Consider the following 22182-nt stretch of genomic DNA (forward strand, 5'->3'; position numbering starts at 1 on the left):
GGGCACGGCTGGTCCAACTTCATCCACGTCATGTGACGACACCACTCAGCCGGGCAGGTCGGCCCGAGGCGCCAGGCAAGGTGCCCTGGCCGACCCGCCCGGTCGTCATCCGCCGCCGTACGTCAACGGATGCCCGCGGCGTGGAGCCGCCGGGTGGCGGCGGGGTCGATGCTGGTCCTCGTCACCGAACCGGGTCCGCCTCCTGCGCCGCCCAGCGCGGCCGTCACCACGGCGAAGAACAGCGCCGGCATGAGCAGCGTTCTGACCAGCATGGCCCAGCACGCCCTGCTGCCGACTCGGCCACCGTCCTTGGCCCGTACGAGCTGGGTGCCGGTGAGGACCGCCCCGAGCGCCCGGCCGTTGCCGTAGAACAGGCCGTACAGCATCGGCACCGCGAGGAACAACGAGATCGCCACCAGGGTGACGACCCCGTCGGAGAGGCCCCTCGCGACGGCCACCAGTGCGAGGACGACGACACCCGCGCCGACACCGAGCACGAACACCGTCATGTCGATGAGCCAGGCCAGGAACCGCGCTGCCTCACCGGCCCGGACGTACAGCGTGCCGTTGTCGAACGCCGCGAGCCGGTCGGCGGTGCGCGGTCCGAACAGTCGCCCCGCGTGCTCCTGGGCGATCTCCAGCCGGGTCAACGGCCGGCCTGTTGCGCGGACTGTCACAGCACTCGTCTTTCGTGTCGTCGGTACAGCTTCACCGGGTGAAACCGGACTGAGGTCATCCGGCAGCACTCCGTCGAGCCCTGGCCGACCGAAGACGCACGAGTACGACGGCACCGGCGACCAGCGTCAACCCCAGGAGGATCAGCGGCACCGCGGGCATCGGCCAGGGCGAGCGGACGTACTCCGTGACGAACACGACCGCGCGGTGGGGCTCGTCGGTCGCGGAGCGGGTGATGCGGATGTCGTCGGTGATCTGCGCCGGATTGAACTCCCCGTCGTAGCGGGTCAGGAAACGCGGACCGACCAACGCCTTGGACAGCGTCGGGTATTGCGGGTCCGGCTTCACCTCGCCCGCGAACGTCAGCTCGGGAACGCTGCCCTGGGGCGCCGGACTACTGACGTCCATCCGGTGATCGGCGAGTACGTACAGGCGCAACTGCTGCCGGTTCTCGGCCGTCGCCGACAGTCGCATCGGGTAGACCGGCGTATCGGTCTCGAACACCAGCCGCATCGGCGGCAGCCCGGCGGAGAGGCTGCCGGAGGTCGGGGCCAGGCGCACTGCCACGACGAGCCAGCCCTCCGCAAGGTACGGGCCGAGCGCGCCTTCGAGGGCGACGGGCAGGGTGAAGTCGTTGTCGCCCAGCCAACGGGTCACGGCGGTGGCGTCCGTGCCGGCGAGCTGGGCGACCTCGTACGGCCCGATCTCGACGTGGTCGACGACGGTGGCGCCCCGGTCGGCCCCGGGGGGTGCACCCGCGCCACCCCCGTCCACCCTGACGCGCCGCACCTCGACGTCCGGGCGGCTGACCCGGTCGAGTTCGGTGAACAGTTTCCCGTCGGCCACCTCGAACCGGGCCCGCGCGGGAACCGGCATCAGGAAGGCCGCCTGGTTCGCCTCGGAACGCGTCTGCACCGAGAGGGTGATCGACTCGGTACGGCCGGTCAACTCCACCAACGCGGTCTCCTGCAACGCGCGCAGCTTGTCGTTGGCGACGAACGCGCCACACGCGCAGGCACCGGAGATCGCGGGATTGACTGCCAACATGGTGACAGTGAGTGCGAGAACCACTGCGATGCGGGTTGTCAGGCGGGCGGTCGCCACGACCGGCCGCATGCGGTCGACCCTGATCGAGCGCCACCGTCCGGCCAGGCCATCGTGCTTTTTGGCGATCTTCGACCGGGTCGCCGGCCGGCCTGTTGCAGGGACTTCCACAGCACCCTCCTGTCGCGTCGTCGACACAGTGTGCGTCACCTCCGGAGCGTGGCCGCGCGAGGCCTACGAGGGATCACACTGTCAGACTCTGGCCAATCGACGAACGTCCCTCGCTTTGGGCGGTGCTCCGCCATCCCTCTCGTGGTCAGGGACGCTGACCCCGACCTGTGCCGGCCTTTCCTCCGGACCCGGCTGGACGGTAGCTGTTCACGATCTGGGCTACAGGTTCAAGGTGCGCCGGATGTACGACGTGCAGGTGGTGTTGACCGTCTTGAAACCCACCCCGAAGTGCTTCTCGGCCGCCTCGTCGTAGTTCAGGTCGCCGTGCAGCGCGTTCATCGCCCACTGGAACATGTTGGCCTCGCCGTACCGGCTGGCCATGCAGCTGATGGCGAGATGCGAAAGCCCGTAGAAGACCGACGCGGCCTCGTCGGATGCCGATTCGGGCAGGGGCGCCAGCTCGATCGTGCTCGCCCACTTGCCCCGTTGGACGTGTGAGCGGACCGCGCGCATGGTGCCCGAGGCGGTGGGGCCCTGCGGGGCGAACTCGATGTACTCCGCGATTCCCTCTGTGATCCACTGCTTGGAGTTGTAGATCCCGGCCGCCCTGTCGTCGGAGCCGGTCGAGGTCACCACGTGGCCGAACTCGTGGCGCAGGACGGGCTCGAGGTTGCTGCGGCCCAGGGCGCTCATCTTCAACACCACGTCGCTGCGGATCTTGCCGGACTGGTAGGCGTAGCCGACCGCGTACTTGGCGTCCTGTCCGCCCAGCCACCTGTTCCATTCCTTGTTCCCGGCCAGGAACACGACGTAGCGCGGCGGCGGCTGGCGGCCGGCCACCTCGGCGTACCGGTCGGTGATCCTGGCGGCGCGGTCGGCGGCTGCGGTGACCTCGCCGAGCCGCTTGGCCTGGGCGGGAGGCGCGGCCACGGTGACCCGCTCGCCGTCCTGGAAGACCAGGCTGTCCCACTCCCACGGCAGCGGACGCAGGCTGTAGGCGTCCGTGGCCGGCTGGTTGAGCCCGGTGATCAGGTAGCCGTTGCCCCGCAGGCTGACCTTGGGCCGGTAGGTGAACTGCGCCGCGTCAGAGGTGAGCCGGGACGGTGGTGGGCAGGTCGGCGTGGCGAAGCAGTAGGAGACGACGACGTCCAGTTGCACCCTGTGCTTCTCGGCCCCGGGACCCTGCGGATACACGGCCGGAATACCCATCATGATCTGCCACGCGGAGATCCGCAGCGCCCGCAGGATCTTGAACTGGTTGCGGAAGTGGCCGTACAACGCTGTGTAGCTCTTGTCGACCGGGGCGAGGTAGCCCGCCTCGTCCCCGCGAAGCAGTGCCTCCGCCTGTGCCTTGAGCATGGCCTCGACGGCGTCGTGCGGGCTCAGGGACGCTGTCGGCGACGGTGCGGCGGACGCACTCGCCGCCGTGGCCGGCCTCTCCTCCGGCGTGCAGCCGGCGGAGGCGAGCAGCGTAGCGGTCAGTACGACCGCGAGCGCACCGCGCGCGCCCCGAAACCGTCTCGTCCACTGCCCCTGGCCGCGCGTCATGGCGTCCTCCCCGTTCATGGTGCGACGATCTAAGCACCTCGACGACGCCTCGGAACCTGGGGGTTCGTCCATGATGGATGAACCGGGTCGGGGCGGGCCTCCGGCTCGACGGGGGCGGGCTCACCGCCGGAGTCGGTGACTTCGACGCCGGCAACGACAGTCGGGTGGCGCGCCCTCGGGCCGGCCAGGAATCAGCATTTGAAAGGACCCGTCGTGCTGGGACTGTTTCTCGTGGTCCTGACCCTGCCCATCGTTGCGCTGATCATTCAGGGGTTCCGGAAGCGCACTCGGCGGTTGACGGATCCGTCGCGACGCTGGGCCCGCGCGGCGGGCTGTCTCCTGCTGGCCGCGGCCGAGGTCTACTTCTATGGACTCGCGCACGTCGGATACTTCTGGGCCAGCCTCGCCGAAACGTGCGTCAGTCGCTTCGGGAACTGGAACGGCCGGTACGGGCAACTGCGCTACTGGCCCCTGGAGCGCAAGTGCAGCCAGTTCGTCGACATGGTTCCGGGCTATGTGAACCCGCTCATCGTCGCGCTGCTCGTCGCGGCGATCGCGGTTGCCGCCGTCGCCATCGTGCAGGCTGTTCGCGGCCGTCGCTCGAACTCGCCGACCCCCTCGTGACGAAACGCGTCACACTCCATCACCGTTCCCGCCCCGTGCCGGGCGGCCCGGTTGCGTGCCCGAGTCCGACGTGTCGTGCTCAGCCGAGTGTGGAGCCGGGGGTCGTGGGGTTGCGGGCGCCGAGGAAGAAGATGCCGGGGTAGCCCTTCGTCTCGAATGCGCCGCTCGGGTTGCGACGTAGGGTCGATTTCTCGATCGACATGGTGCCGGTGCGGTTGTTGCTGACGAAGAAGATCGCGCCGCCGCCTTCGTTCGCCCTGTTGCGCTCGATGATGGTGCCGGCGATGCGCACGGTGAACTCGTTGCCGTCGCAGTAGATCGCGCCGCCGCTGCCGCCGCCAGGCGTGCCGGTCCTGGCCGGGTTGGCGCCGTGGCCGATCGCCTCGTTGTGGCTCAGCACGCTGTTCAGCACCACCCAGGAGACGCCGATGCTGCTCAGCGCGCCACCGTTCGCGCAGGAGCCGCCCTGGCCGGCCGCGCCACCGAAGGTGCTGCCCACCACGTACACCGGCTTGTTGTCGTACTGGCTGAGTACCCTGATGGCCGCGCCGCCCAGGTCGGGGCCGGTGCGGTCGCAGCGGTTGCGTACGAAGCGTGAGTTGATCACCTTGAACCGCCCTCCGCGGACGAAGATCGCTCCGCCGCCGCCGCCCTCGCCCCTGTCGCCGGTGGAGTTACCGTCGGCGAACGTCAGGTTCTGCACGGTGAGTTGCGGATGGTCCTGGTTCTGGCAGTGCGACGTGGTCCAGCCCTGGGCGCTGTCGCAGGTGTTCATGTAGAGGATCCGGCGTTGCCCCTGGCCGCTCAGCGTGACCCTGCCGCCACCGTCCAGCACCACCTTGGGGCCGTTGGCGTTGCGTACCTTGGCGGTGGCGGTCATCTTGATCGTGACCGGGCTCGGCCCGCAGTCGAAGGTGATGATCCCGCCGGCCGCGACGGCCTTGACCACCGCCGCCGAGGTGCAGCCGGCCGGAGTGCCGGTGCCGACGGTCCGGGTCGGCTTCGAGGTGTCCACCGGCCGTGCCTCGGCCGGTACAGCGGCACCGCCGTTCGGGTTGCCCGCCACGAACATCTTGGCCGGCGTGGGGCTCGCGCTGGCGCCCGGGCCGCCGAATCCGGAGCGGCCCGACGGCGCGGCGCCCTGGTCACCGCCCGGCAGCGGCACCGGTGTGCTCGACGGGCCCGGCTGCCAGGCGGTCGGATCCGGGTCGGCGGAGCCGCAGGCGGGCAGGGCCGCCGCGGCGACGCCGAGGACGAGGAGGACGACGAGCGACGACGAGCGCACCAGGTGATGCTAGGAGCCCGGCGGCGCCGCAGCGAGCCGGGCGGCGCCCCTTGCCGAGATCCATCCACGAGCGTAGGAAGAACACCACGCTCCACCAACCGCCACTGATCTCGCATCGATCCACCGTCCCGTGTCAAAGGAGATGCGCGTGACCACCCCCAGACGGCTCCGTCTCGCCGTGTCCGTGCTGGTGACGGCAGGCGCCGTCCTGCTCGGCGCGGCCGCCGCCGCGGCACCACCGACTCCCGCACCGGCCGGACAGCAGGCCTGCGACCCGATCGACCCGACGGCCTGCCTGCTGCCCTTCCCGAACGACTACTTCACCGTGCCGGACCGGACCAGCCCCACCGGCAAGCGGGTGCGGATCGCGGCCTCCGCGATGCCCGCCAACGCGCAGGGGATCCCGATCGACCCGACGGAATGGAACCGGCAGGACGGGTTCAGCCCCGGCTCGCCGATCCTGGTGCGCGTGCCCGGACTCGATGCCGCGGCGACCGGGATCGCGCCGGTCACCGACATCGGCCGCTCGCTGGCGCCGGACGCGCCGATCGTGCTGCTGGACGCCCGGACCGGCAAGCGCACGCCGTACTGGGCCGAGCTGGACGCGCACGCGGCCGGCCAGCCGGACCGGCAACTGCTGATCATCCGGCCGGCGGTGGCGCTGACCGAGGGCACCCGGTACGTGGTCGGCCTGCGCGGCCTGCGCGACGGCGACAAGGCGCTGATCCCGGCGCCGAAGGGGTTCACGGCGTACGTGACCGGTGCCGGCCTCGGCCACCGGGACCCTCGCGTCCCGCAGATGAAGCGGATCCTCGCCGACCTGACCAGGACCGGCGTCAAGCGGCACAGCCTCTACCTGGCCTGGGACTTCACCGTGGCCAGCCGGCACGGTCTGACCGGGCGGATGCTGGCGGTCCGGGACAGCGCGTTCGCCGCCCTCCGCCGGGCCGCGCCGTCGTTCACCGTCAGCCAGGTGACCGACTACCCGCCGGAGCAGGAGCCACTGATCGCCCGGCAGGTGACCGGCACCATCGCCGTGCCGTCCTACCTGACCGGCGACGGCGGGCCCGGCTCCCGGCTGCACTACGGGCCGGCCGGCGGCGACGGGACGCCACCGACCCCGAACGCCCTGCCCACGCCGTCCGGCGCCACGGTGGCGGCGGACTTCGTCTGCAACATCCCGCGCAGTGCCTCCGCCGCGAAGCCGGCACACCTCTCGCTCTACGGCCACGGCCTGCTCGGCAAGCCCACCGAGATCAACGCCGGCAACGTCAAGACGATGTCGAACACGTACGACTTCACCTTCTGCGCGACCAGCTGGATCGGCATGTCGGCCGCCGACGTCCCCTACGTGGGCGGCGCCTTCACCAACCTCAGCGCGTTTCCCGCGGTGGTGGACCGGTTGCAGCAGAGCTTCCTGAACTTCCTCTTCCTGGGCCGGACGATGATCCACCGGGGCGGGTTCGCCGCCCACCCGGCGTTCCGGGACGCCACCGGACGGCCGCTGATCAACGTGGCCGGCGGGCTCCACTACGACGGCAACAGCCAGGGCGGCATCAACGGCGGCGCGCTCACCGCCATCGCCCAGGACTGGACCCGGTCGGTGCTCGGCGTGCCGGCGATGAACTACTCCACGCTGCTGCAACGCAGCGTGGCCTTCGCCCCGTTCCAGACGATCATGGACGGCTACTACCCGGACAAGGTCGACCAGCAGTTGATCCTCGGGCTGCTGCAGATGCTGTGGGACCGCTCCGAGGCCAACGGGTACGCCCAGCACATGACCGACCGGCCGCTGCCGGGCACCCCTGCGCACCAGGTGCTGATGCACGTGGCCTTCGGCGACCAGCAGGTCTCCACCGCCGCGGCGGAGGTCCAGGCGCGCACCATCGGCGCCCGCCTGCACACCCCCGCGCTCGCCGCCGGCTGGTCACCGGATGTGCGGCCGTACTGGGGCGTCGCGCCGATCCGCAGGTATCCGTACACCGGCTCGGCGATCGTGGTCTGGAACAGCGGCGCGGCGTACGCACCGCCGCCGACGAACCTCGCCCCGGCCGGACCGGAGTACGGCGCCGACTCGCACGAGTTCCCGCGCGCCCAGGCCGGCGCCCAGAAACAGAAGGCGGTGTTCCTGCTCACCGGCAAGGTCATCGACGTCTGCGCGGGAAAGCCCTGCTCGTGACGCGGTGACCGGTCGCGTACACGCGTGCCGGGTGCGGGAAGCCCTCACCCGGCACGCGTGTCCGCCAGGGCGCCGCCGCCTTCGCGACGCCGTGACCAGGACGGGCACACCCACCGCCAAGGGCTGAGCCCACCGTGCGTGGCGTTGCCATAATCTAGCCGTGGCTAATCCGAGGCGGCGTCGCTCGTCCCATCCCGCGATCATCGGGGCGGTCATCGCCGCTGTCGCCACTGTGGTCGCGGCGGCCATTCCCGTCGTGTGGGAGCTGACCCGCGATCGCGGCGGCAGCGGTGCCGCGGCACCGGTGCAGGGCACGCCATCGGCTGCGCAGCCCCAGTCCACCGCGCCGGCGACGAGCACCGGGGCGCGTCCCGCCCCGACCCTCGCGGCGCCTGCGGCCTCTCCTTCGCGGCCGGCCCAGCCCGACGTGCTTCCGCTGGTCGACATGGCCGAGATGGACGACTTCGAGGGCTGGGAGCAGGAGCCGCTGATCGTCGCCGGGAAGCTGCGCGATCCGGTGCTGACCACCTCACCGTGCTGGTTGAACGACCACTTCACCGTCACGTTCGTGGTCAGCCGGCAGTTCCGGCTCCTGGAGGCGGCCGTGGGAATCGCCGACGAGTCCTCGGCCGGGGCCCTCCGGTTCACCGTGCTCGCCGACAGCAAGGAGGTCTTCACCACCTCGGTCGGCCTCGGACGGACCCGCCCGGTGAAGGTGGACATCAGCGACGCCACCCAGGTGTCCCTGCGGGTCAGCACCACCAACCTCAACCAGTGTCATCGCGACAGCATCGGCGTCTGGATCGGCCCCCAGCTACGCCGGTGAGCGCGGCCCGACTTCCGGGTAGTAGGCGGAAGTGGACTTCCGGGACTGGTGGCACGTGTTGTCGGGCGTCGCCGGGTTGGCCCTGGCCGGCTACGGCGTGCGCCTGCTGTTGATACCGCTGGAGTAACCGGTTCGACCTGTTTCGCCAGCGACAACCCTCACAAGATCATCTGCGGACTCCGCGACCGGCTAGGGTCTCTGCCCGTGGAAAGTGACACCTCCGCCGCCCCACCTGGCACAACGGAGCCCTCGGGGCTGGCGCTGCTCGGTCTCGGTCCGCTCGAAATTCGCGCATATCAGGCGCTCGCCAGCGTACGTGAGCTGAGGCCGGACGAGCTGCGGACGCTGCTGGGGCAGGAGCGCGGCGCGGCGGACCGGACGTTCGCCGCCCTCGCGGAGAAGGGACTGCTGTTCGAGGCCCGCGACCCCCACCGCCTGGTCGCCATGCCGCCCGACGTCGTCGGCGAGGCGCTGATCCAGCAGCGGATGGCCCAGTTGCATGCGGCCCGGGCCGAATTCGCGAAGCTGGCACACGAGTACCGGAGCGCGGTCGACGCGGGTGAGACCAGCACTCTCGTCGAGGTCATCCCGCAGGAACTGGTGCCACGGATGACCGTGCAGCTCAACCACCAGGCCACGACGGACGTCATGTGGGTCAACGCGCCGCCGTACCTCGGCACCGTGGAGGCGCCGGAAACCCACGAGTTGCAGCGGCTCTCCCAGGGCGTCCGCTACCGCTGCATCTACGCCCGGCAGATGCTCGACGATCCCTACCTGCTCGAGGTGGTTCGCCGGGACATGCTGGCCGGGGAGCAGGCCAGGGTCGTCGACCGGGTTCCCCTGAAGCTGGGCATCGTCGATCGCCGCATCGCCCTGGTCCCGCTGCTCACCGGGAGCGCGGCCAGTTCGTTGCTGGTGCACCGCTGTTCGCTGCTGGACGCACTCATCGCGTTGTTCGAGACCATGTGGTTGTCCGCGCTCCCGCTCGACGGCATCGTCGGTGCGGCCTGCGACACCGACGTGGGCGGCGGGTTGGCGTCGGAGGACAGCCGCCTGCTCACCCTTCTCCTCGCCGGGAACACCGACGAGGCGGTCGCCCGGCACCTGGGCATGAGCAAGCGCACCGTCGTACGGCGGGTGCGCCAGCTCATGGACCGGGCGGGTGTCACCAGTCGGATGCAGCTTGGGTGGCAAGCCTCGCAACTCGGCTGGATCGACCCGCCCGCCATGACCGCTAACTCACCTCGGTTCCGTTCCGAGGATCAGGACGACACGCCGTAGGCGCGCAGGACGGTCTGCCGCACGCTGTTGCCGTAACGGTCGACCGCGACCGCCCGTAGCGAGACGGTGCCGGAACCGGGATTGGCGAGCTGGGCCGTCCAGTCGTTGCCGTGCCGGCGCACGCTGACCGGTGTCCAGGTCGCTCCGTCGTCGAACGACGCCTCCATCGTCAGCTCGCGAACCGTCCTGTTCTTCACCGAACCCGGCTGGTGCTCCACGTACACGGGGAAGGAGAAGGTTCCGGCCGGTGCCCGGTTCAGCTCGTCGAGGACCGGGGCATAGCGGACCGCCATCAGCGGTAGCGGGGCCGTTGTTCCGGTGTGCGACGACCGGAACGTCCACACCGACGAGGCGGCCGGGCTGGTCGGTTGGCAGTAGACGACGTCGCAGGTGAGCGATGCCTCCAGCCGGTACTCCGCCGGGTCCGCCGGTACCCGGTACCAGCCGGCGGGCTGCGAACTGTTCCCGCCGACGAGCGTGCCGTCGCGGAACAGCTTGACGGTCCCCCCGATCGGCGTGCCGGTCAGCATGGCCGGGACGTGCCCGGCGCCGGAGTCCACGAGCATCGGCAGGTGGACGTCGATGGTGTCGCCGGACCGGTACGCCCAGTGCGGGCGGGACGGACCGTAGTTCTGGAAGATCGCCGGTGGTGCCGCCGCGAACGACGGGCCGATGACGCCGGCCAGGAAGGTCTCGCTGCGGCGCTCGCCGGGTTTCATGCTGCGCAGCGGTGTCCAGACCAGCGGCTCGACCGTCTGGTGGAAGGGGATGCCCGGGCTGAAGTACTCGGTGTGGGTGCTGGGCACGGTGAGGTTCTGGGTCAGGTTGAACAGGTACCGGTCGAAGTAGACCGGCAGGAACCCGACCCTGACCTGCGACTGGCCGCCGAGGCCCCGGTAGGTGCCGTCCACCCGGCCCAGGCCGGCGGCTGTGACGTGGAAGTCGACGTCCGGCACGCGGCGCTCGGACGGGAAGGTGAGGTTGTAGGCGTTGCCGGCGCTGTCGGTGAGGCGGGCGGACGAGGCGAATCCGAATCCGTCGGAGTCGTTGGCGCCGCCGACGTACACCTCGTCGAAGAGGTCCCCGGCGAGGCTCGTCGTCCAGGACGAGTAGGAGTGCGCCGAGGTGGCCGGATGCCTGAAGATCGCGTGCTGGTACTGGTGCCGCAGCTTCGCGTCCGGCCGGTCGTCGACCGTGTAGCTCACCCGCTGCGCCTGCCGGGCGTCGAGAGTGACGGTCGTCGTACGGTCGATCTTCACCTCCGGGTACGCCTGGATGGACACGGACGGTACCCAGGTGCCGGCCCGGTTCGTGGTCAGGTACGAGTAGACGCCGTAGCGTCCGACGGGGAGCCGTACCGTGTCGCCGTTGTCGATCTCTAGAACGTCACCGGTGTCGTGGTTGAAGACAGCCAGGTAGTCGAAGAGCGCGCCCTCGGGCGGTAGCTGCCCCGTGCGGTCCAGCGCCTGGAACGTGACCTCGTAGCTCTCCGGCTCCTTGGTGCCGCCGAGGGCGACCCGGGCACGGTGCGCCCCGTCGGACGACTCGGCGATCAGGACCCCGCCGTAGGTGCCGGGATCCGCGGCGCCACGTTCGAAGGTGACCACGACCGAGCCGGTCGCGTGCGCCGGCACGGTGAGCTGTTGCGGGGACACCGTGAACGTGCCCGGGGCCGCTGGCGTACCGTCCTGCGCGGTGGCGTCGATCCGCAGGTCCACCGTCACCGGGCTGGCGCCGTCGTTGCGGAACGTGATCTCCTCCGACAGCGGCTGCGGGTCGGTGTACGGCCAGCGGAGGAACCCGAAGGACACCGACGACCGGGTGGCCACGAACGTCTCGGACACCGCGCGGGCCACGTCCACCCGGCCGGCACCGACCTCGTACGGTGACTGCTCCGGTAGGGCGGCCGTGGTGCTGGTCAGTGCCGCCTTGAGGGTGGCCGCGTCCCACTCCGGGTGCTGTCCGGCAACGATCGCGGCCGCTCCGGCGACATGGGGCGAGGCCATCGAGGTACCGCCGGCCCGCAGGTACCAGTCGTCGATCACGTCGCTGCCGTTCGGGTGGACACCGGCGGACCGGGCGGCGACGATGGCGGTGCCCGGGGCGGCGATGTCGGGCTTAACCGCGCGGTCGCCCAGCCGCGGCCCACGGCTGGATCCCTCGGCCAGGGCGTCGCCGGTGCTCACGTTGGCCACGCTCAGCGCCGCGTCGGCGGTGCTCGGCGTGCCGAGCGTGAACGGTCGCGGGCCGTGGTTGCCGGCCGCGACGACGAACAGTTTGCCCGTCTCGGCCGTGAGCCGGTTGACCAGTTCCTCGACCGGGTCGACCTCCGGCGTGTCCATCGCGCCGAAGCTCATGTTGATGACCTTGGCCGGCGTCTCCCGGGCGGCCCACTCCATGGCCGCCATCGCCTGCGAGAACAGGCCCTCGCCGGTGTCGCCCAGCACCTTGCCGACCACCAGCTTCGCGCCCCTGGCCACGCCCACGTGCTTTCCGCCGGAGGCGGTTCCCCGCCCGGCGATGATCGATGCCACGTGGGTGCCGTGCCCGTGCCGGTCAGCGGCGGTGGGACTGGTGCCGGTGAAGTCGACAGCGGTCGTGACCACTCCGGCCAGGTCGGGGTGGGCGGGGTCGTAGCCGGTGTCGAGCACCGCGACGGTCACGCCGGACGCGGTGTGCCCGGCCTGCCAGGCCGCCGGCGCGCCGATGTACGGCACGCTGACTTCCAGCGACGCCGTCACCTTGGCATCCAGCCAGAGCTTGCGGACGCCGTCCAGCGGCTGCGCCGCGGCGGTGGTCCGCGTCGCGGCACCCCGTGCGCCGGAGCCGGTGAGCGTGCCCCAGAACGTGGCGGCCTCCGCCTTGGGTACCTCGAACGCGCCGCCGTCGATCGAGGGCAGTGACCGCCGGGGCTCGGCCAGGGTGGAGAGTGCCTGCGCGGCATTCGTGCTGGCGGCACGCGTCCCGGGCCGGTACGTCGCGATCAGCGGCAACCCCGCCCGGACGCCGTCGGCGTAGCCGTGCTCCACGAGGTACGCCACGTCGAACAGCCGCTTGTCGAGCTTCCCGCTGGCGATCAGCGGATGGGCGTCGGCCGGGACCACGGTGAGCGATCCGGGCCCGGACTGCTGGACGAACAGCACGTCGGAGCGGCCCGGCCCCGGCTGCACGTCACCGGCGAGCATGCCGTCGGGTTGCGTCCGTACGGTCACCCGGTCCCCGGTGAGCAGCGTGACGGTGGTGGCGGTCGGAGCCGACGCGGTCGGGCTCCGGTCGGCTGACGGTGCCGCGTCTGCCGGCGGGGGAGCGGCGCTGGCCGAGGCCGGCCCGATCACCAGGGTCAGCGCGGTCAGCAGCGACACGACCGCCCGTGCCCTGTTCGGTGATGGGTTCTGTTTCGCGTGGTACACCCAGACTCCGTTCATCAGACGGCCGAGCGCCGGTTGGTGACGACAGGAGGATTCTCATCCGCGAGTAAGCGCTGGTGATCGACGTCTTGACGCCACTGGCGTCAAGACGCCACCGGCGCGGGTGGCCGTCCGGGGCGGCGCCCGCACCGGTGACCGACCGATGGCGTACGCCCAGATCGATGCCAGCCACGTGAGAGCGGTGGTATCCGTTGGTCCGCTCCGGATCCCGTGCCCTGGTCGGCGGTCGCGGCGGACGTGACCGCGCTGGCCAGCACCGCGCACACCGCCACTGCCAGGGGTAACCTGGGCTCGGCACCGGTCGGGGCTCGACATCGACTGAGGAGATGGACATGGCGGTAGGAGTGTTCGCGGGCATCCCGGTGCGCGACTATGCCACCGCCCTGGAGTGGTACAAGCGGCTGCTCGGTGCCGAGCCGGCCTTCTGTCCGAACGACGTCGAGGCGGTCTGGCAGTTGGCCGAGGACCGCTACGTCTACATCGTCCAGGATCTCAACCGGGCCGGCGGAGCTGTCGGCATGATCTGGGTCGACGACCCGGTCGCCGAGGTCGCGGGGATCTCCGCCCGGGGCCTGGAGCCGGTCGACGTCGAGAGGCACGACTCGGTCTGGAAGTACGTCTTCCGCGACAGCGACGGCAACGAGATGGGAATCGGCGGAGAGGTCCCGACGACCGGGTGATCATCGGCCCCGCGCTGCGGGGCGCGGCTGCCCGACGGCGGCCGGATGCACCTGCTGTCCCGCGTACGGCACCGGCACCGGTCGGGTCCTGGCACGGGTGCAGATCGCGACGGAGCTTCCGCGCGCCGAACAGGCCGGGAGGGCTCCCGCCCGCGCGCCGGCAGGTCAAAGAGTTGCTGGTCGGTCGTGTCGGGCGCGTGACCACCGCCGGACGGCAGGTACGTTTAGTGCCGAACCAGACACTATGCGAAGTGTCGTGCTGTTTGGGAACTGTGGTCGCTTTCAGGTGGATGAGGAGCTTTCTCGTTGATGTCACATCGATCCGCGTTGACGACATCCGTGCGACGGTTGGCCTGCGCCTCCCTGGCCGTGCTGGCCGCGTTGGCGATGCAGGCGGTGACCAGCACCGGTGCGCAGGCCGCCAGCGCCGAGCGGAAGCCGGCCCCGCAAGCCGCCGATCCACCCTGTGTCCGGCAGGGACAGCAGGCCTACCCCGTCAACTACTACTGGAAGAACATCCTGGGCCTGAGGTTGGGTGAGGGGTCGGTCTCGGTCGACACCGTGCCGTCCCTGTGGGGCGGCCAGATCGCACCGGGCGGCACCTTCACCGTCACGCTCGCCCATCGCACGACCCGATGGCCGCTGCTGGTCTCGACGTACACCACGACCTGGGACGTGTCCGCGCTGCTGGCCTACGCCGATGTCGTCAGCCAGTCGGGCACCGGCACCATCAACGGAAACACCCTGTCGATCACGTCGCCGGGGGTCAAGACCGATCCGGCCACGAAGGTCATCACCTTCCGGGTCAGGCAGGGCACCGTCGGGGGCAGCATGACCATCCGCCCATCCGGGATCAGCAGCGTCATCGCCGCCCCGGGGCAGCTCGGCAACAACACACCCGCCCCGCCGATCCAGATCGTCGACGGGCAGGCCATCTCGCCCACCCGGGCCACCGACGACACCGCCACCACCACGCAGAACAAGGCCGTCAACGTGCCCGTCCTGGCCAACGACGTCGCGAGCGCACCGAGGTTCAGCAGCGTCTCCACGCCCAGCAACGGCACCGCCACGATCTCCGGCAACAGCGTGGTCTACACGCCCGCCCCGGGCTTCGCCGGCACCGACACCTTCATCTACACCATCACCACCGCCTGCGGCACCAGCACCGCCACGGTCACCGTCACCGTCGCCTGCGACCCCACGCCGGTCACCCTGCTCAACGGCAGCTTCGAGACGCCGCCCGTGGCCACGATCGACCACAACATCCCTGACGCGACGACCAATCCGAGCGTCGGCTGGCGTACCACCGCCAGCGACCGCATGCTCGAGTTCTGGCGCAGCGGCGCCGGCGGTGTCCCGGCAGCCCACGGCCAGCAGTTCGCCGAACTCAACGCCCACGAGCCCGCCACGCTCTACCAGGACCTGCCCACCGTTCCCGGGACCCGGATGACCTGGTCGCTGTATCACCGGGGCCGCCTGGGCACCGACGTGATGCAGGTGCTCATCGGGGCGCCCGGGGCGACGGTGGCCCAGACCCCGATCGGAGCCACCTCCCCGAACATCTCCGACGGCAACACCGCCTGGGGCTACTACACCGGGGTGTACGTCGTTCCTCCGGGGCAGACCACCACCCGGTTCGCCTTCCAGTCCGTGTCGGCTGCGGGTGGCGATCCGAACTACGGCAACTTCCTCGACGGCGTGGAGTTCCGGACGCCGCCCTGCCTGTAATCGGTCGCGACCCGAGAGCGCACGCACCCGCGGAACAGGCCCCAGGACTCCCGCACGGCAAGGCACCCGGCACGACGCCTTGCCGTGCGGGAGCGGTCCGGCGGAACGTGCGGGCTCGCCCGACCGTACGGAAGAAATATGGGGGCCGTTTGCCGTACCGGGCGCCGGAGCCGCGGTGACATTCTCCTTGCTGTCGGTCAGCAACGAGTTTCCTGGGGAGTGTCGCGCATGGACGAGCGGATACGTGTGCAGGTCGTCGCCGTCGACCCGGCGGTGCGGGTCGGTGTCGACGACATGGTGCGGGTCTGCCCGGAGCTGACCGTGGTGGTCGACCGGCCGGACGTGGTGCTGATGGTGACCGGCGAGGTCAGCGACGCGGTGCTGGTCCTGTTGCGTTCGCTGTCCCGTGCCGGCCGGCGGGTGCTGCTGGTGGCTGACACGGTGCGGGAGTCGGACGTGGTCGAGGCCGTGGAGGCGGGTGCCGGCGGGCTGCTGCGCCGGTGCGAGGTTCGCCCGGACCGGCTGCGTCCGGCGATCCGGGCGACGGCTGACGGCAGCTTCACGGTGCCGTCGGACCTGCTGGGGGACCTGCTGACGGGGGCCGCCGACCGGGCGCCGGACCGGCCGGCGGCCCGGCAGCTCACCAAGCGGGAGCGGGCGGTGCTGCTCATGCTCGCCGACGGGCACGAGACCGAGGAGATCGCCCGCTCGCTGGCCTACTCGGTCCGTACCGTGACCGGCATCGTGCACACGATCACCCGCCGCTGGCAGGTGCGCAACCGGGCGCAAGCCGTGGCCTGCGCCCTGCGCGAGGGGCTGATCTGACTCAGATCAGCCCCTGCCGGATGGCGTACGCGGTCGCATGGACCCGGTTGGAGACCTGCAACCGGGCCATGAGGTCGTAGATCATGTTCTTGACGCTGTGCGGTGAGCAGCGCAGCTCCCGTGCGATCCCGGCGTTGTCGTACCCCTCGGCAACGAGTTCGAGCACCCGGAGTTGCTGGGCGGTGAGTACGGGCTTCGACTCGGTCCTCATGATCGCCTCCTGGCCTTGTGGGCGTGGTGTGACTTACCGACCCAGGCTAGGAACGGGCGCGCCCTTGGCTCATCGGGCCGCCGCACCCAGATTGCCGGCCGACGCCCCCGCATTTTCCGCACCGGCATCCGTGGCCCACGGCCGGGCCAACCGCCCGACCGGCTGATCGGGATGCCGCACCGCCGCGGTGAGGATCGCGGTGAAGCCGTCGGCGAACGACGCCGCCCGGTCGGCGGTGAACAGTTCGCTCTGGTACTGCAGCCGCCCGGTCAGCCGGGTGCCCTCCTCCCGTACGGTGAGCAGCAGGTCGAAGGGGGAACCGCCCTGGCCGTGCCGGAACGGCTCGGCGGTGACCCCGGGGAGCCGGAGCCGGCCGGTCAGGTCGCCGAGCGTGTGGAAGGCGACCTGGACCACCGGGTTGTGCCCCAGGTCGCGCTTCGGCCGCAGCGCCGTCACCAGCCGGTCGAAGGGGAAACCCTGGTGCCGGTAGCCGGCCAACGCCACCTCGCGCACCTGGCACAGCAGGTCGGTGAAGGTGGCCTCGGACGGGCAGGGCAGCCGCAGGGCGAGGGTGTTGGCGAACATCCCGATCCCCTCCTCGGCCTCCTCGGTGTCGCGGTTCCCGGCGAACGTGCCGATCACCAGGTCGTCGCGGCCGGCGAGCCGCCCGATCAGCACGGTGAACGCGGTGAGCAGCACCATGAACGGGGTCGCCGCGGTGGCCCGGGCCAGCGTCCGCACGGCGGCGGCGGTCTCCGCCGGCAGGCCGAACCGGACGACGGCCCCGGCCTGCCGCAGCCGCGCCGGTCTGGGCAGGTCGGTCGGGAGGTCCAGGGTGGGCGGTACGCCGGCGAGGTGCCGACGCCAGTAGTCGAGGTCGGCCGGGTCGGCGGGCGGGTGCGGGGCCGGCGGCAGCGGGTCGACGGCCTCCGGATGGCCCTGGCGGTGCCGCGCGTACGCCTGGCAGAGGTCGCGCCACAGCACCTCCATCGACCAGTCGTCCGCGATGATGTGGTGGATGGCAGCGGCCAGGACGTGCTCCCCGTCGGGCAACCGCAGCAGGGTGACCCGCAGCAGCGGCCCCTCGGCGAGCGCGAACGGCACGGCGGCGAGCCGGTCGACGAGCACCTTCGCCTCGGCGACGTCGGCCACGGTGCGCACCTCGACCGGCACCCGGGCGTCCGGCCCGATCCGCGCGTACGGCACGCCGCGCCGGGCCCCGAAGGTGGTCCGCAGGGCCGGGTGCCGGCGCACCGTGTCCGCCAGGGCGGCACGCAGCGCGTCGACGTCGACCGGTCCGCGCAGGAGGTAGGACTCGGCGATCGTGTAGGTGCTCGACCCCGGGTCGAGCTGGTCGGCGAACCAGATCCGGTGCTGGGCGGCGCTGAGCGGCCCGTCGGCGTTGGCGTCCGGTGCCACGGGCGCCAGGGCCCCGGTGGCCGCGGCACCCTCGGCGATCGGCGGGCTGCCCCCGGTGCCCCTCGTCGCGAGTTCGGCCACGGTGGCGGTGAGCACGTCGGCGGGGGAGAGCGACCAGCCCCACAGGCGGCGGGCGCGGGAGCAGAACCGGGTGGCCGCCAGCGAGTCACCGCCCAGCTCCACGAAGGTGTCGTGCACCCCGACCGGCCCGGTGCCGAGCAACTCCGCCCAGACGCCGGCGAGCCGTCGTTCGTCGTCGGTGCGCGGGTCGACCCGCTCGCCACCGGCGAGCCGGTGCCCGTCGGGGGCGGGCAGGGCCGCCCGGTCCAGCTTGCCGCTCGGGCCGACGGGGAGCGCCGGCAGGGCCACGAACACCGACGGGATCATGTGGTCGGGCAGCCGTTCGGCGAGGTGGGCCCGGAGTACGCGGACGGCGGGAACGGTGCCGGCCACCACGTACCCGACGAGTTGCCCGGCGTGCACGGCCGTGGCGGCGGCCCGCATCCCCGGCACGGTGCGCAGCGCCGCGTCGATCTCACCCAGCTCGACCCGGTGGCCCCGGATCTTGACCTGGTGGTCGATCCGGCCCAGGTAGTCCACCGCCCCGTCGGGCAGCCGCCGGGCCAGGTCCCCGGTGCGGTACAGCCGGGAGCCGGGCGGGCCGAACGGGTCGGGAACGAACATCTCGGCCGTCAGCCCGGGCCGGCCCAGGTAGCCCCGGGCGAGCTGCACCCCGGCCAGGCAGAGTTCGCCGACCTCCGCCGGTGCGCCCCGCCCGTCGAGGATGTGGGTGCGGGTGTTCGCCACCGCGTGGCCGATGCTGACCGGCTCACCCGCCCGGCAGCGCGACCCGGTCACCTCCACCGCCGCCTCGGTCGGGCCGTAGAGGTTGAGCAGCTCGCAGCCGATCAGCTCGTCGGCTTCGGTGACCAGGTCACCGGTGAGTTCCTCGCCGCTGCACACGATCCGGCGCAGGGTGGGGAAGCGGGCCCCGGTGTCGCGGACCTCGGCGAGGAACGCCCGCAGCATCGACGGTACGAAGTGGACGCTGGTGATGCCGTACCGGTGGATCGTGTCGACGAGGTAGGCCGGGTCGCGGTGGCCGCCCGGCCGAGCCATCACCAGCCGCGCGCCGGCGGCCAGGGTGCCGAAGATCTCCGGCACCGAGACGTCGAAGCCGTACGGGGTCTTCTGGAGCACCCGGTCGTCGGGGCCCAACGGATGCGCGTCCAGCCCCCAGCGGATCCGGTTGACGATGGCCCGGTGCGGGATCACCACGCCCTTGGGCCGGCCGGTGGACCCGGAGGTGTAGATGACGTACGCCGGGTGTTCCGGGTCGACGGTGACCCCCGGCGCCCGGGCCGGCCAACCGGTGGTCGCTTGGCTCACCGACACGGCGGTGACGCTGCGGCCCGCCTCGGCGGGGACCGGCAGGCCCGGGTCGGCCAGCACGGTGTCCAGCCCCGCGTCGGCCACCAGGAAGGCGATCCGCTGGGCCGGGTGCTCCGGGTCCAGCGGCACGTAGGCGGCTCCGGCGGTGAGGATGCCGAGCAGGGCCACCACCATGTCGCCGCCCCGGTGCAGGCACACCCCGACCCGGGACTCGGGGCCGACGCCCCGGGCGACCAGCAGGTTGGCGAGCTGGTTGGCCCGCCCCACCAGGTCGGCGTAGCTGAGCTGCTCCCGCTCCGTGACCACCGCCACGGCCTCCGGGGTGCGCGCCGCCCGCCCGTGCACCAGCTCGTGCAGGGCCGGCTGTCCCGGATATTCCCTGGCCGTGTCGTTCCACGGTGCGACGCTCGGCTCAGTCGGCATCCGGGTCCTCCGGTGCGATGGTCAGGAAGTCCGGCAGCCAGGTGCCGACGCCGTCGCGTTGCGCGGCCCGCCGCACCAGCTCGGCCACGGCGAGGTCGAGCACGCCCAGGCCGAACGGCGAGTAGACGGTGACCCGTTCCGGGTCGTGCCGCCAGCCGGCCCCGCCGAGGATGTCGCCGATGCCGGCGGCGATGAAGTCCCGGTTGCCCGTCTCCTGCTCGGCCAGGTGCAGCGAGGTGGCCGCCCGGCAGACGTGGTCGGCGTCGTCGACCACGTTTACCGCGGCGCGGATGTCCGCCGGGAAGATGTCCCGTAGCGACAGGTGCAGCACGAGCGCTCCCGGCCGGCAGTGCGCCAGCCCCAGGTGCGGTACGCCCGCCGTCGTGGCCAGGCAGACCAGCGGATGGGCGCCGAGCGCCTCCTCGACGTCGCCCGCGACGCGTACCTTCAGGTCCCACCGCGCGCAGCGCCGGGCGAACGCGGCGGCCCGCCCGGCGTCCAGGTCGAAGACGGTCACCTCGGCCAGACCGGGCAGCGCCGCGCGGAGGAACCGCAGCACCTCGAAGTTGATCACGCCGCAGCCGATCAGGGAGACGCCGCCGGCCGGCGGGGCGAGGGCGCCGGCGGCCAGGGCGGCGCTGGCGGCCGTCCGCCGCGCGGAGATCGTGGAGCCCTCGATCAGGGCGACCGGGTGGCCGTCCTCCATCGAGTTCACGACGATCGCGGCGGAGGCGCGGGCCAACCCGCGGTCGATGTTGCCGGGAAACGACGAGATCCACTTCATGCCGGCGACCGGCGGGTCGTCGCCCAGGTACGCGGGCAGTCCGATGATCCGGTTGCGGGCGTCCTCGGGGAACCGCAGGAACACCGAGTGCGGCAGCACCGTACGCCCCCGCGCGTGCAGGACGTAGGCGTGGCGGACCGCGTCCAGGACGCTGTCCTCCCGGTCGGCCAGGAGCTGCCGGACCTCGCCGGCGGATACGATCAGCATGGCGGCGCCTCCATGGTCCGGTCCTTCCACAGGTGGGTGACGTCGCCGAAGTGCCCGGTCACCCAGTCGTCGTCGTAGATCGTGTTCAGGTAGCGCTCACCCCGGTCCGGGAAGATCAGCGCGCAGGTCGCGCCGGCCGGAATCAGGTCGCGTAGCTGCTCCACGGCGGCCACCACCGCGCCGGACGAACCACCGGCGAGGATGGCCTCCCGGCGGGCCAGCCGGCGGCACCCGGTCACGCAGTCCAGGTCCCCGACGTGCACCACCTTGTCGGCCAGCCCGTCCCGGTAGAGCTTCGGCCGGATCCCCGCGCCGTGACCGGGGATGAGCCGCTTGCGGGGGGTGTAGTCGCCGAAGATCGCGCTGCCCGCGGCGTCCACCGCGACCATGGTCACCGGCAGCTCGTGCCGGCGCGCGTAGTCGGCGCAGCCGCGCAGCGTGCCGCAGGAACTGGTCGCGCAGAACAGGAAGTCCAGCGGGGCGGGCAGCCCCTCGACGATCTCCCGCATGGTCGTCTCGTGGGCGCGGGGGTTCAACGGGTTGGCGTACTGGTCCGGGCACCAGGCGTTCGGGATGGTCGCGACCAGTTCCTGGACCCGGCGGATCCGCTGTGGCAGGTACTCACCCGTGGCCGGGTCGGTGCGGGTCACCATCTCCACCTCGGCGTCGAACGCGCGCATGACCGCGATGTTCTGCGCGTTCGTCCGGGGGTCCACCACGCAGATGAACCGGATTCCGAAGTAGCGGCACACCTGGGCCAGCCCGATCCCGAGATTGCCCGAACTGGACTCGACCACCACCGACCGGCCGGGCTGCAGTTCCCCGGCCCGGAGCCGGTCGATCAGCATGCCCAACGCCGAGCGGTCCTTGATGCTGCCGCCCGGGTTGTGCGCCTCCAGCTTCGCCCACAGGGTGAACGGGGCGTCCGGCATGAGCTTGTCCAGCCGGACCAGCGGGGAGCCGCCGATCGCGTTCAGCACCCCGCCGACGTCGGTGTCATCGGCCCGCATGTTCGCTCCCGCTACGGGGATCCGTAGCGGCCCGCAGGGTGTTACCGGGCACGGTCGCGGTGCCGGGGATCGCCTCGGCCGGGTCGTCGGTGGTGCCGAGCATCCGGTTGACCTCGTCCACCATCACCACCCGGGGCGAGTAACCCTTGGCGTCCGGGTCGGCCATCGCCGCGTAGCTGATGATGATGACCAGGTCGCCGGGGTGGATCAGCCGGGCCGCGGCCCCGTTGATGCCGATGACCCCGCTGCCGCGCTCGCCGGCGATGACGTACGTCTCCAGGCGGGCACCGTTGTTGATGTCCACCACGTGCACCTGCTCGCCGGCGATCAGGTCGGCGGCGTCCATCAGATCCTCGTCGATGGTCAGCGAGCCGACGTAGTGCAGGTCGGCCTGGGTGACCACCGCGCGGTGGATCTTCGACTTGAGTATGGTGCGCAACAC

17 protein-coding genes are annotated in these 22182 nt (G+C 71.6%); 7 read left to right on the forward strand and 10 right to left on the reverse strand.

The features are described 5' to 3' along the window. Positions 1-122: 122 nt before the first annotated feature. The 3 genes from ABZ809_RS09725 to ABZ809_RS09735 form a co-directional block, all read right to left on the reverse strand. Positions 123-677 carry an RDD family protein gene (locus ABZ809_RS09725; protein WP_357562045.1) on the reverse strand — a complete coding sequence of 185 codons (555 nt, stop codon included), beginning with the start codon at positions 675-677 and terminating at the stop codon, positions 123-125. A 55-nt stretch (positions 678-732) separates the two neighbouring features. Continuing rightward, complete coding sequence (locus tag ABZ809_RS09730; protein ID WP_357562046.1) at positions 733-1722, reverse strand: DUF2330 domain-containing protein; 990 nt, start codon at positions 1720-1722, stop codon at positions 733-735. Positions 1723-2109: 387 nt separating this feature from the next. Continuing rightward, a complete protein-coding gene (locus tag ABZ809_RS09735) occupies positions 2110-3456 on the reverse strand; it encodes a hypothetical protein (RefSeq protein ID WP_357562047.1) in 1347 nt (448 codons plus the stop codon). Positions 3457-3651: 195 nt separating this feature from the next. Between ABZ809_RS09735 and ABZ809_RS09740 the strand changes: the two genes are divergently transcribed. Further along, the gene (locus ABZ809_RS09740; protein ID WP_357562048.1) at positions 3652-4062 is read left to right on the forward strand and encodes a hypothetical protein; all 411 of its coding nucleotides are present in this window, start codon (positions 3652-3654) and stop codon (positions 4060-4062) included. Positions 4063-4141: 79 nt separating this feature from the next. On the opposite strand, the gene ABZ809_RS09745 is transcribed toward ABZ809_RS09740, so the two are convergent. Further along, positions 4142-5347 (reverse strand): hypothetical protein, encoded by a 1206-nt coding sequence (locus ABZ809_RS09745; protein ID WP_357562049.1) that lies wholly within the window; start codon positions 5345-5347, stop codon positions 4142-4144. Between the two features lie 148 nt (positions 5348-5495). Here ABZ809_RS09745 and ABZ809_RS09750 point away from each other — a divergent pair, with 148 nt between their 5' ends. From ABZ809_RS09750 to ABZ809_RS09760, 3 genes are all read left to right on the forward strand, one after another. Continuing rightward, the gene (locus ABZ809_RS09750; protein WP_357562050.1) at positions 5496-7526 is read left to right on the forward strand and encodes a hypothetical protein; all 2031 of its coding nucleotides are present in this window, start codon (positions 5496-5498) and stop codon (positions 7524-7526) included. 160 nt (positions 7527-7686) lie between these two features. After that, positions 7687-8352, forward strand: coding sequence for an NPCBM/NEW2 domain-containing protein (locus ABZ809_RS09755; RefSeq protein WP_357562051.1), 666 nt, complete (start codon positions 7687-7689; stop codon positions 8350-8352). 204 nt (positions 8353-8556) lie between these two features. Beyond that, a complete protein-coding gene (locus tag ABZ809_RS09760; RefSeq protein WP_357562052.1) occupies positions 8557-9633 on the forward strand; it encodes a hypothetical protein in 1077 nt (358 codons plus the stop codon). Here the strand turns inward: ABZ809_RS09760 and ABZ809_RS09765 are convergent. Continuing rightward, positions 9615-12995, reverse strand: a complete 3381-nt coding sequence (locus ABZ809_RS09765; RefSeq protein ID WP_357562053.1) for a S8 family serine peptidase — start codon at positions 12993-12995, stop codon at positions 9615-9617. The two genes, ABZ809_RS09760 and ABZ809_RS09765, sit on opposite strands and share 19 nt — an antisense overlap. Before the next feature lie 398 nt (positions 12996-13393). Between ABZ809_RS09765 and ABZ809_RS09770 the strand changes: the two genes are divergently transcribed. The 3 genes from ABZ809_RS09770 to ABZ809_RS09780 all read left to right on the forward strand — a co-directional run bounded on the left by ABZ809_RS09770 (position 13394) and on the right by ABZ809_RS09780 (position 16294). Beyond that, complete coding sequence (locus tag ABZ809_RS09770) at positions 13394-13741, forward strand: VOC family protein (protein WP_357562054.1); 348 nt, start codon at positions 13394-13396, stop codon at positions 13739-13741. Positions 13742-14050: 309 nt separating this feature from the next. Beyond that, positions 14051-15469: an Ig-like domain-containing protein gene (locus ABZ809_RS09775; RefSeq protein ID WP_357562055.1), complete on the forward strand. Its 1419-nt coding sequence runs from the start codon at positions 14051-14053 to the stop codon at positions 15467-15469. A 228-nt stretch (positions 15470-15697) separates the two neighbouring features. Continuing rightward, positions 15698-16294 (forward strand): response regulator transcription factor, encoded by a 597-nt coding sequence (locus ABZ809_RS09780; protein WP_357562056.1) that lies wholly within the window; start codon positions 15698-15700, stop codon positions 16292-16294. A 1-nt stretch (position 16295) separates the two neighbouring features. On the opposite strand, the gene ABZ809_RS09785 is transcribed toward ABZ809_RS09780, so the two are convergent. The 5 genes from ABZ809_RS09785 to panD all read right to left on the reverse strand — a co-directional run bounded on the left by ABZ809_RS09785 (position 16296) and on the right by panD (position 22182). Further along, a complete protein-coding gene (locus tag ABZ809_RS09785; protein ID WP_357562057.1) occupies positions 16296-16505 on the reverse strand; it encodes a helix-turn-helix transcriptional regulator in 210 nt (69 codons plus the stop codon). Between the two features lie 69 nt (positions 16506-16574). After that, positions 16575-19739 carry an amino acid adenylation domain-containing protein gene (locus tag ABZ809_RS09790; protein WP_357562058.1) on the reverse strand — a complete coding sequence of 1055 codons (3165 nt, stop codon included), beginning with the start codon at positions 19737-19739 and terminating at the stop codon, positions 16575-16577. Beyond that, a complete protein-coding gene (gene sbnB, locus ABZ809_RS09795; RefSeq protein ID WP_357562059.1) occupies positions 19729-20730 on the reverse strand; it encodes a 2,3-diaminopropionate biosynthesis protein SbnB in 1002 nt (333 codons plus the stop codon). Before sbnB ends, ABZ809_RS09790 begins: the two co-directional genes overlap by 11 nt. Then, positions 20724-21740 (reverse strand): 2,3-diaminopropionate biosynthesis protein SbnA, encoded by a 1017-nt coding sequence (gene sbnA, locus ABZ809_RS09800; RefSeq protein WP_357562060.1) that lies wholly within the window; start codon positions 21738-21740, stop codon positions 20724-20726. Before sbnA ends, sbnB begins: the two co-directional genes overlap by 7 nt. Then, on the reverse strand, positions 21727-22182 hold the full coding sequence (gene panD, locus ABZ809_RS09805; protein ID WP_357562061.1) for an aspartate 1-decarboxylase: 456 nt from the start codon (positions 22180-22182) through the stop codon (positions 21727-21729). The genes sbnA and panD overlap by 14 nt, the downstream gene beginning before the upstream one ends.

Source organism: Micromonospora sp. NPDC047074 (assembly GCF_040643815.1).
Lineage (GTDB): Bacteria > Actinomycetota > Actinomycetes > Mycobacteriales > Micromonosporaceae > Micromonospora.

Coding starts and splice junctions, on each gene's coding strand:
- ABZ809_RS09735 (WP_357562047.1), bottom strand. CDS start 3,456: ATGAACGGGGAGGACGCCATGACGCGCGGCCAGGGGCAGTGGACGAGA.
- sbnA (WP_357562060.1), bottom strand. CDS start 21,740: ATGCGGGCCGATGACACCGACGTCGGCGGGGTGCTGAACGCGATCGGC.
- ABZ809_RS09770 (WP_357562054.1), top strand. CDS start 13,394: ATGGCGGTAGGAGTGTTCGCGGGCATCCCGGTGCGCGACTATGCCACC.
- ABZ809_RS09730 (WP_357562046.1), bottom strand. CDS start 1,722: ATGTTGGCAGTCAATCCCGCGATCTCCGGTGCCTGCGCGTGTGGCGCG.
- ABZ809_RS09775 (WP_357562055.1), top strand. CDS start 14,051: ATGTCACATCGATCCGCGTTGACGACATCCGTGCGACGGTTGGCCTGC.
- ABZ809_RS09780 (WP_357562056.1), top strand. CDS start 15,698: ATGGACGAGCGGATACGTGTGCAGGTCGTCGCCGTCGACCCGGCGGTG.
- sbnB (WP_357562059.1), bottom strand. CDS start 20,730: ATGCTGATCGTATCCGCCGGCGAGGTCCGGCAGCTCCTGGCCGACCGG.
- ABZ809_RS09790 (WP_357562058.1), bottom strand. CDS start 19,739: ATGCCGACTGAGCCGAGCGTCGCACCGTGGAACGACACGGCCAGGGAA.
- ABZ809_RS09785 (WP_357562057.1), bottom strand. CDS start 16,505: ATGAGGACCGAGTCGAAGCCCGTACTCACCGCCCAGCAACTCCGGGTG.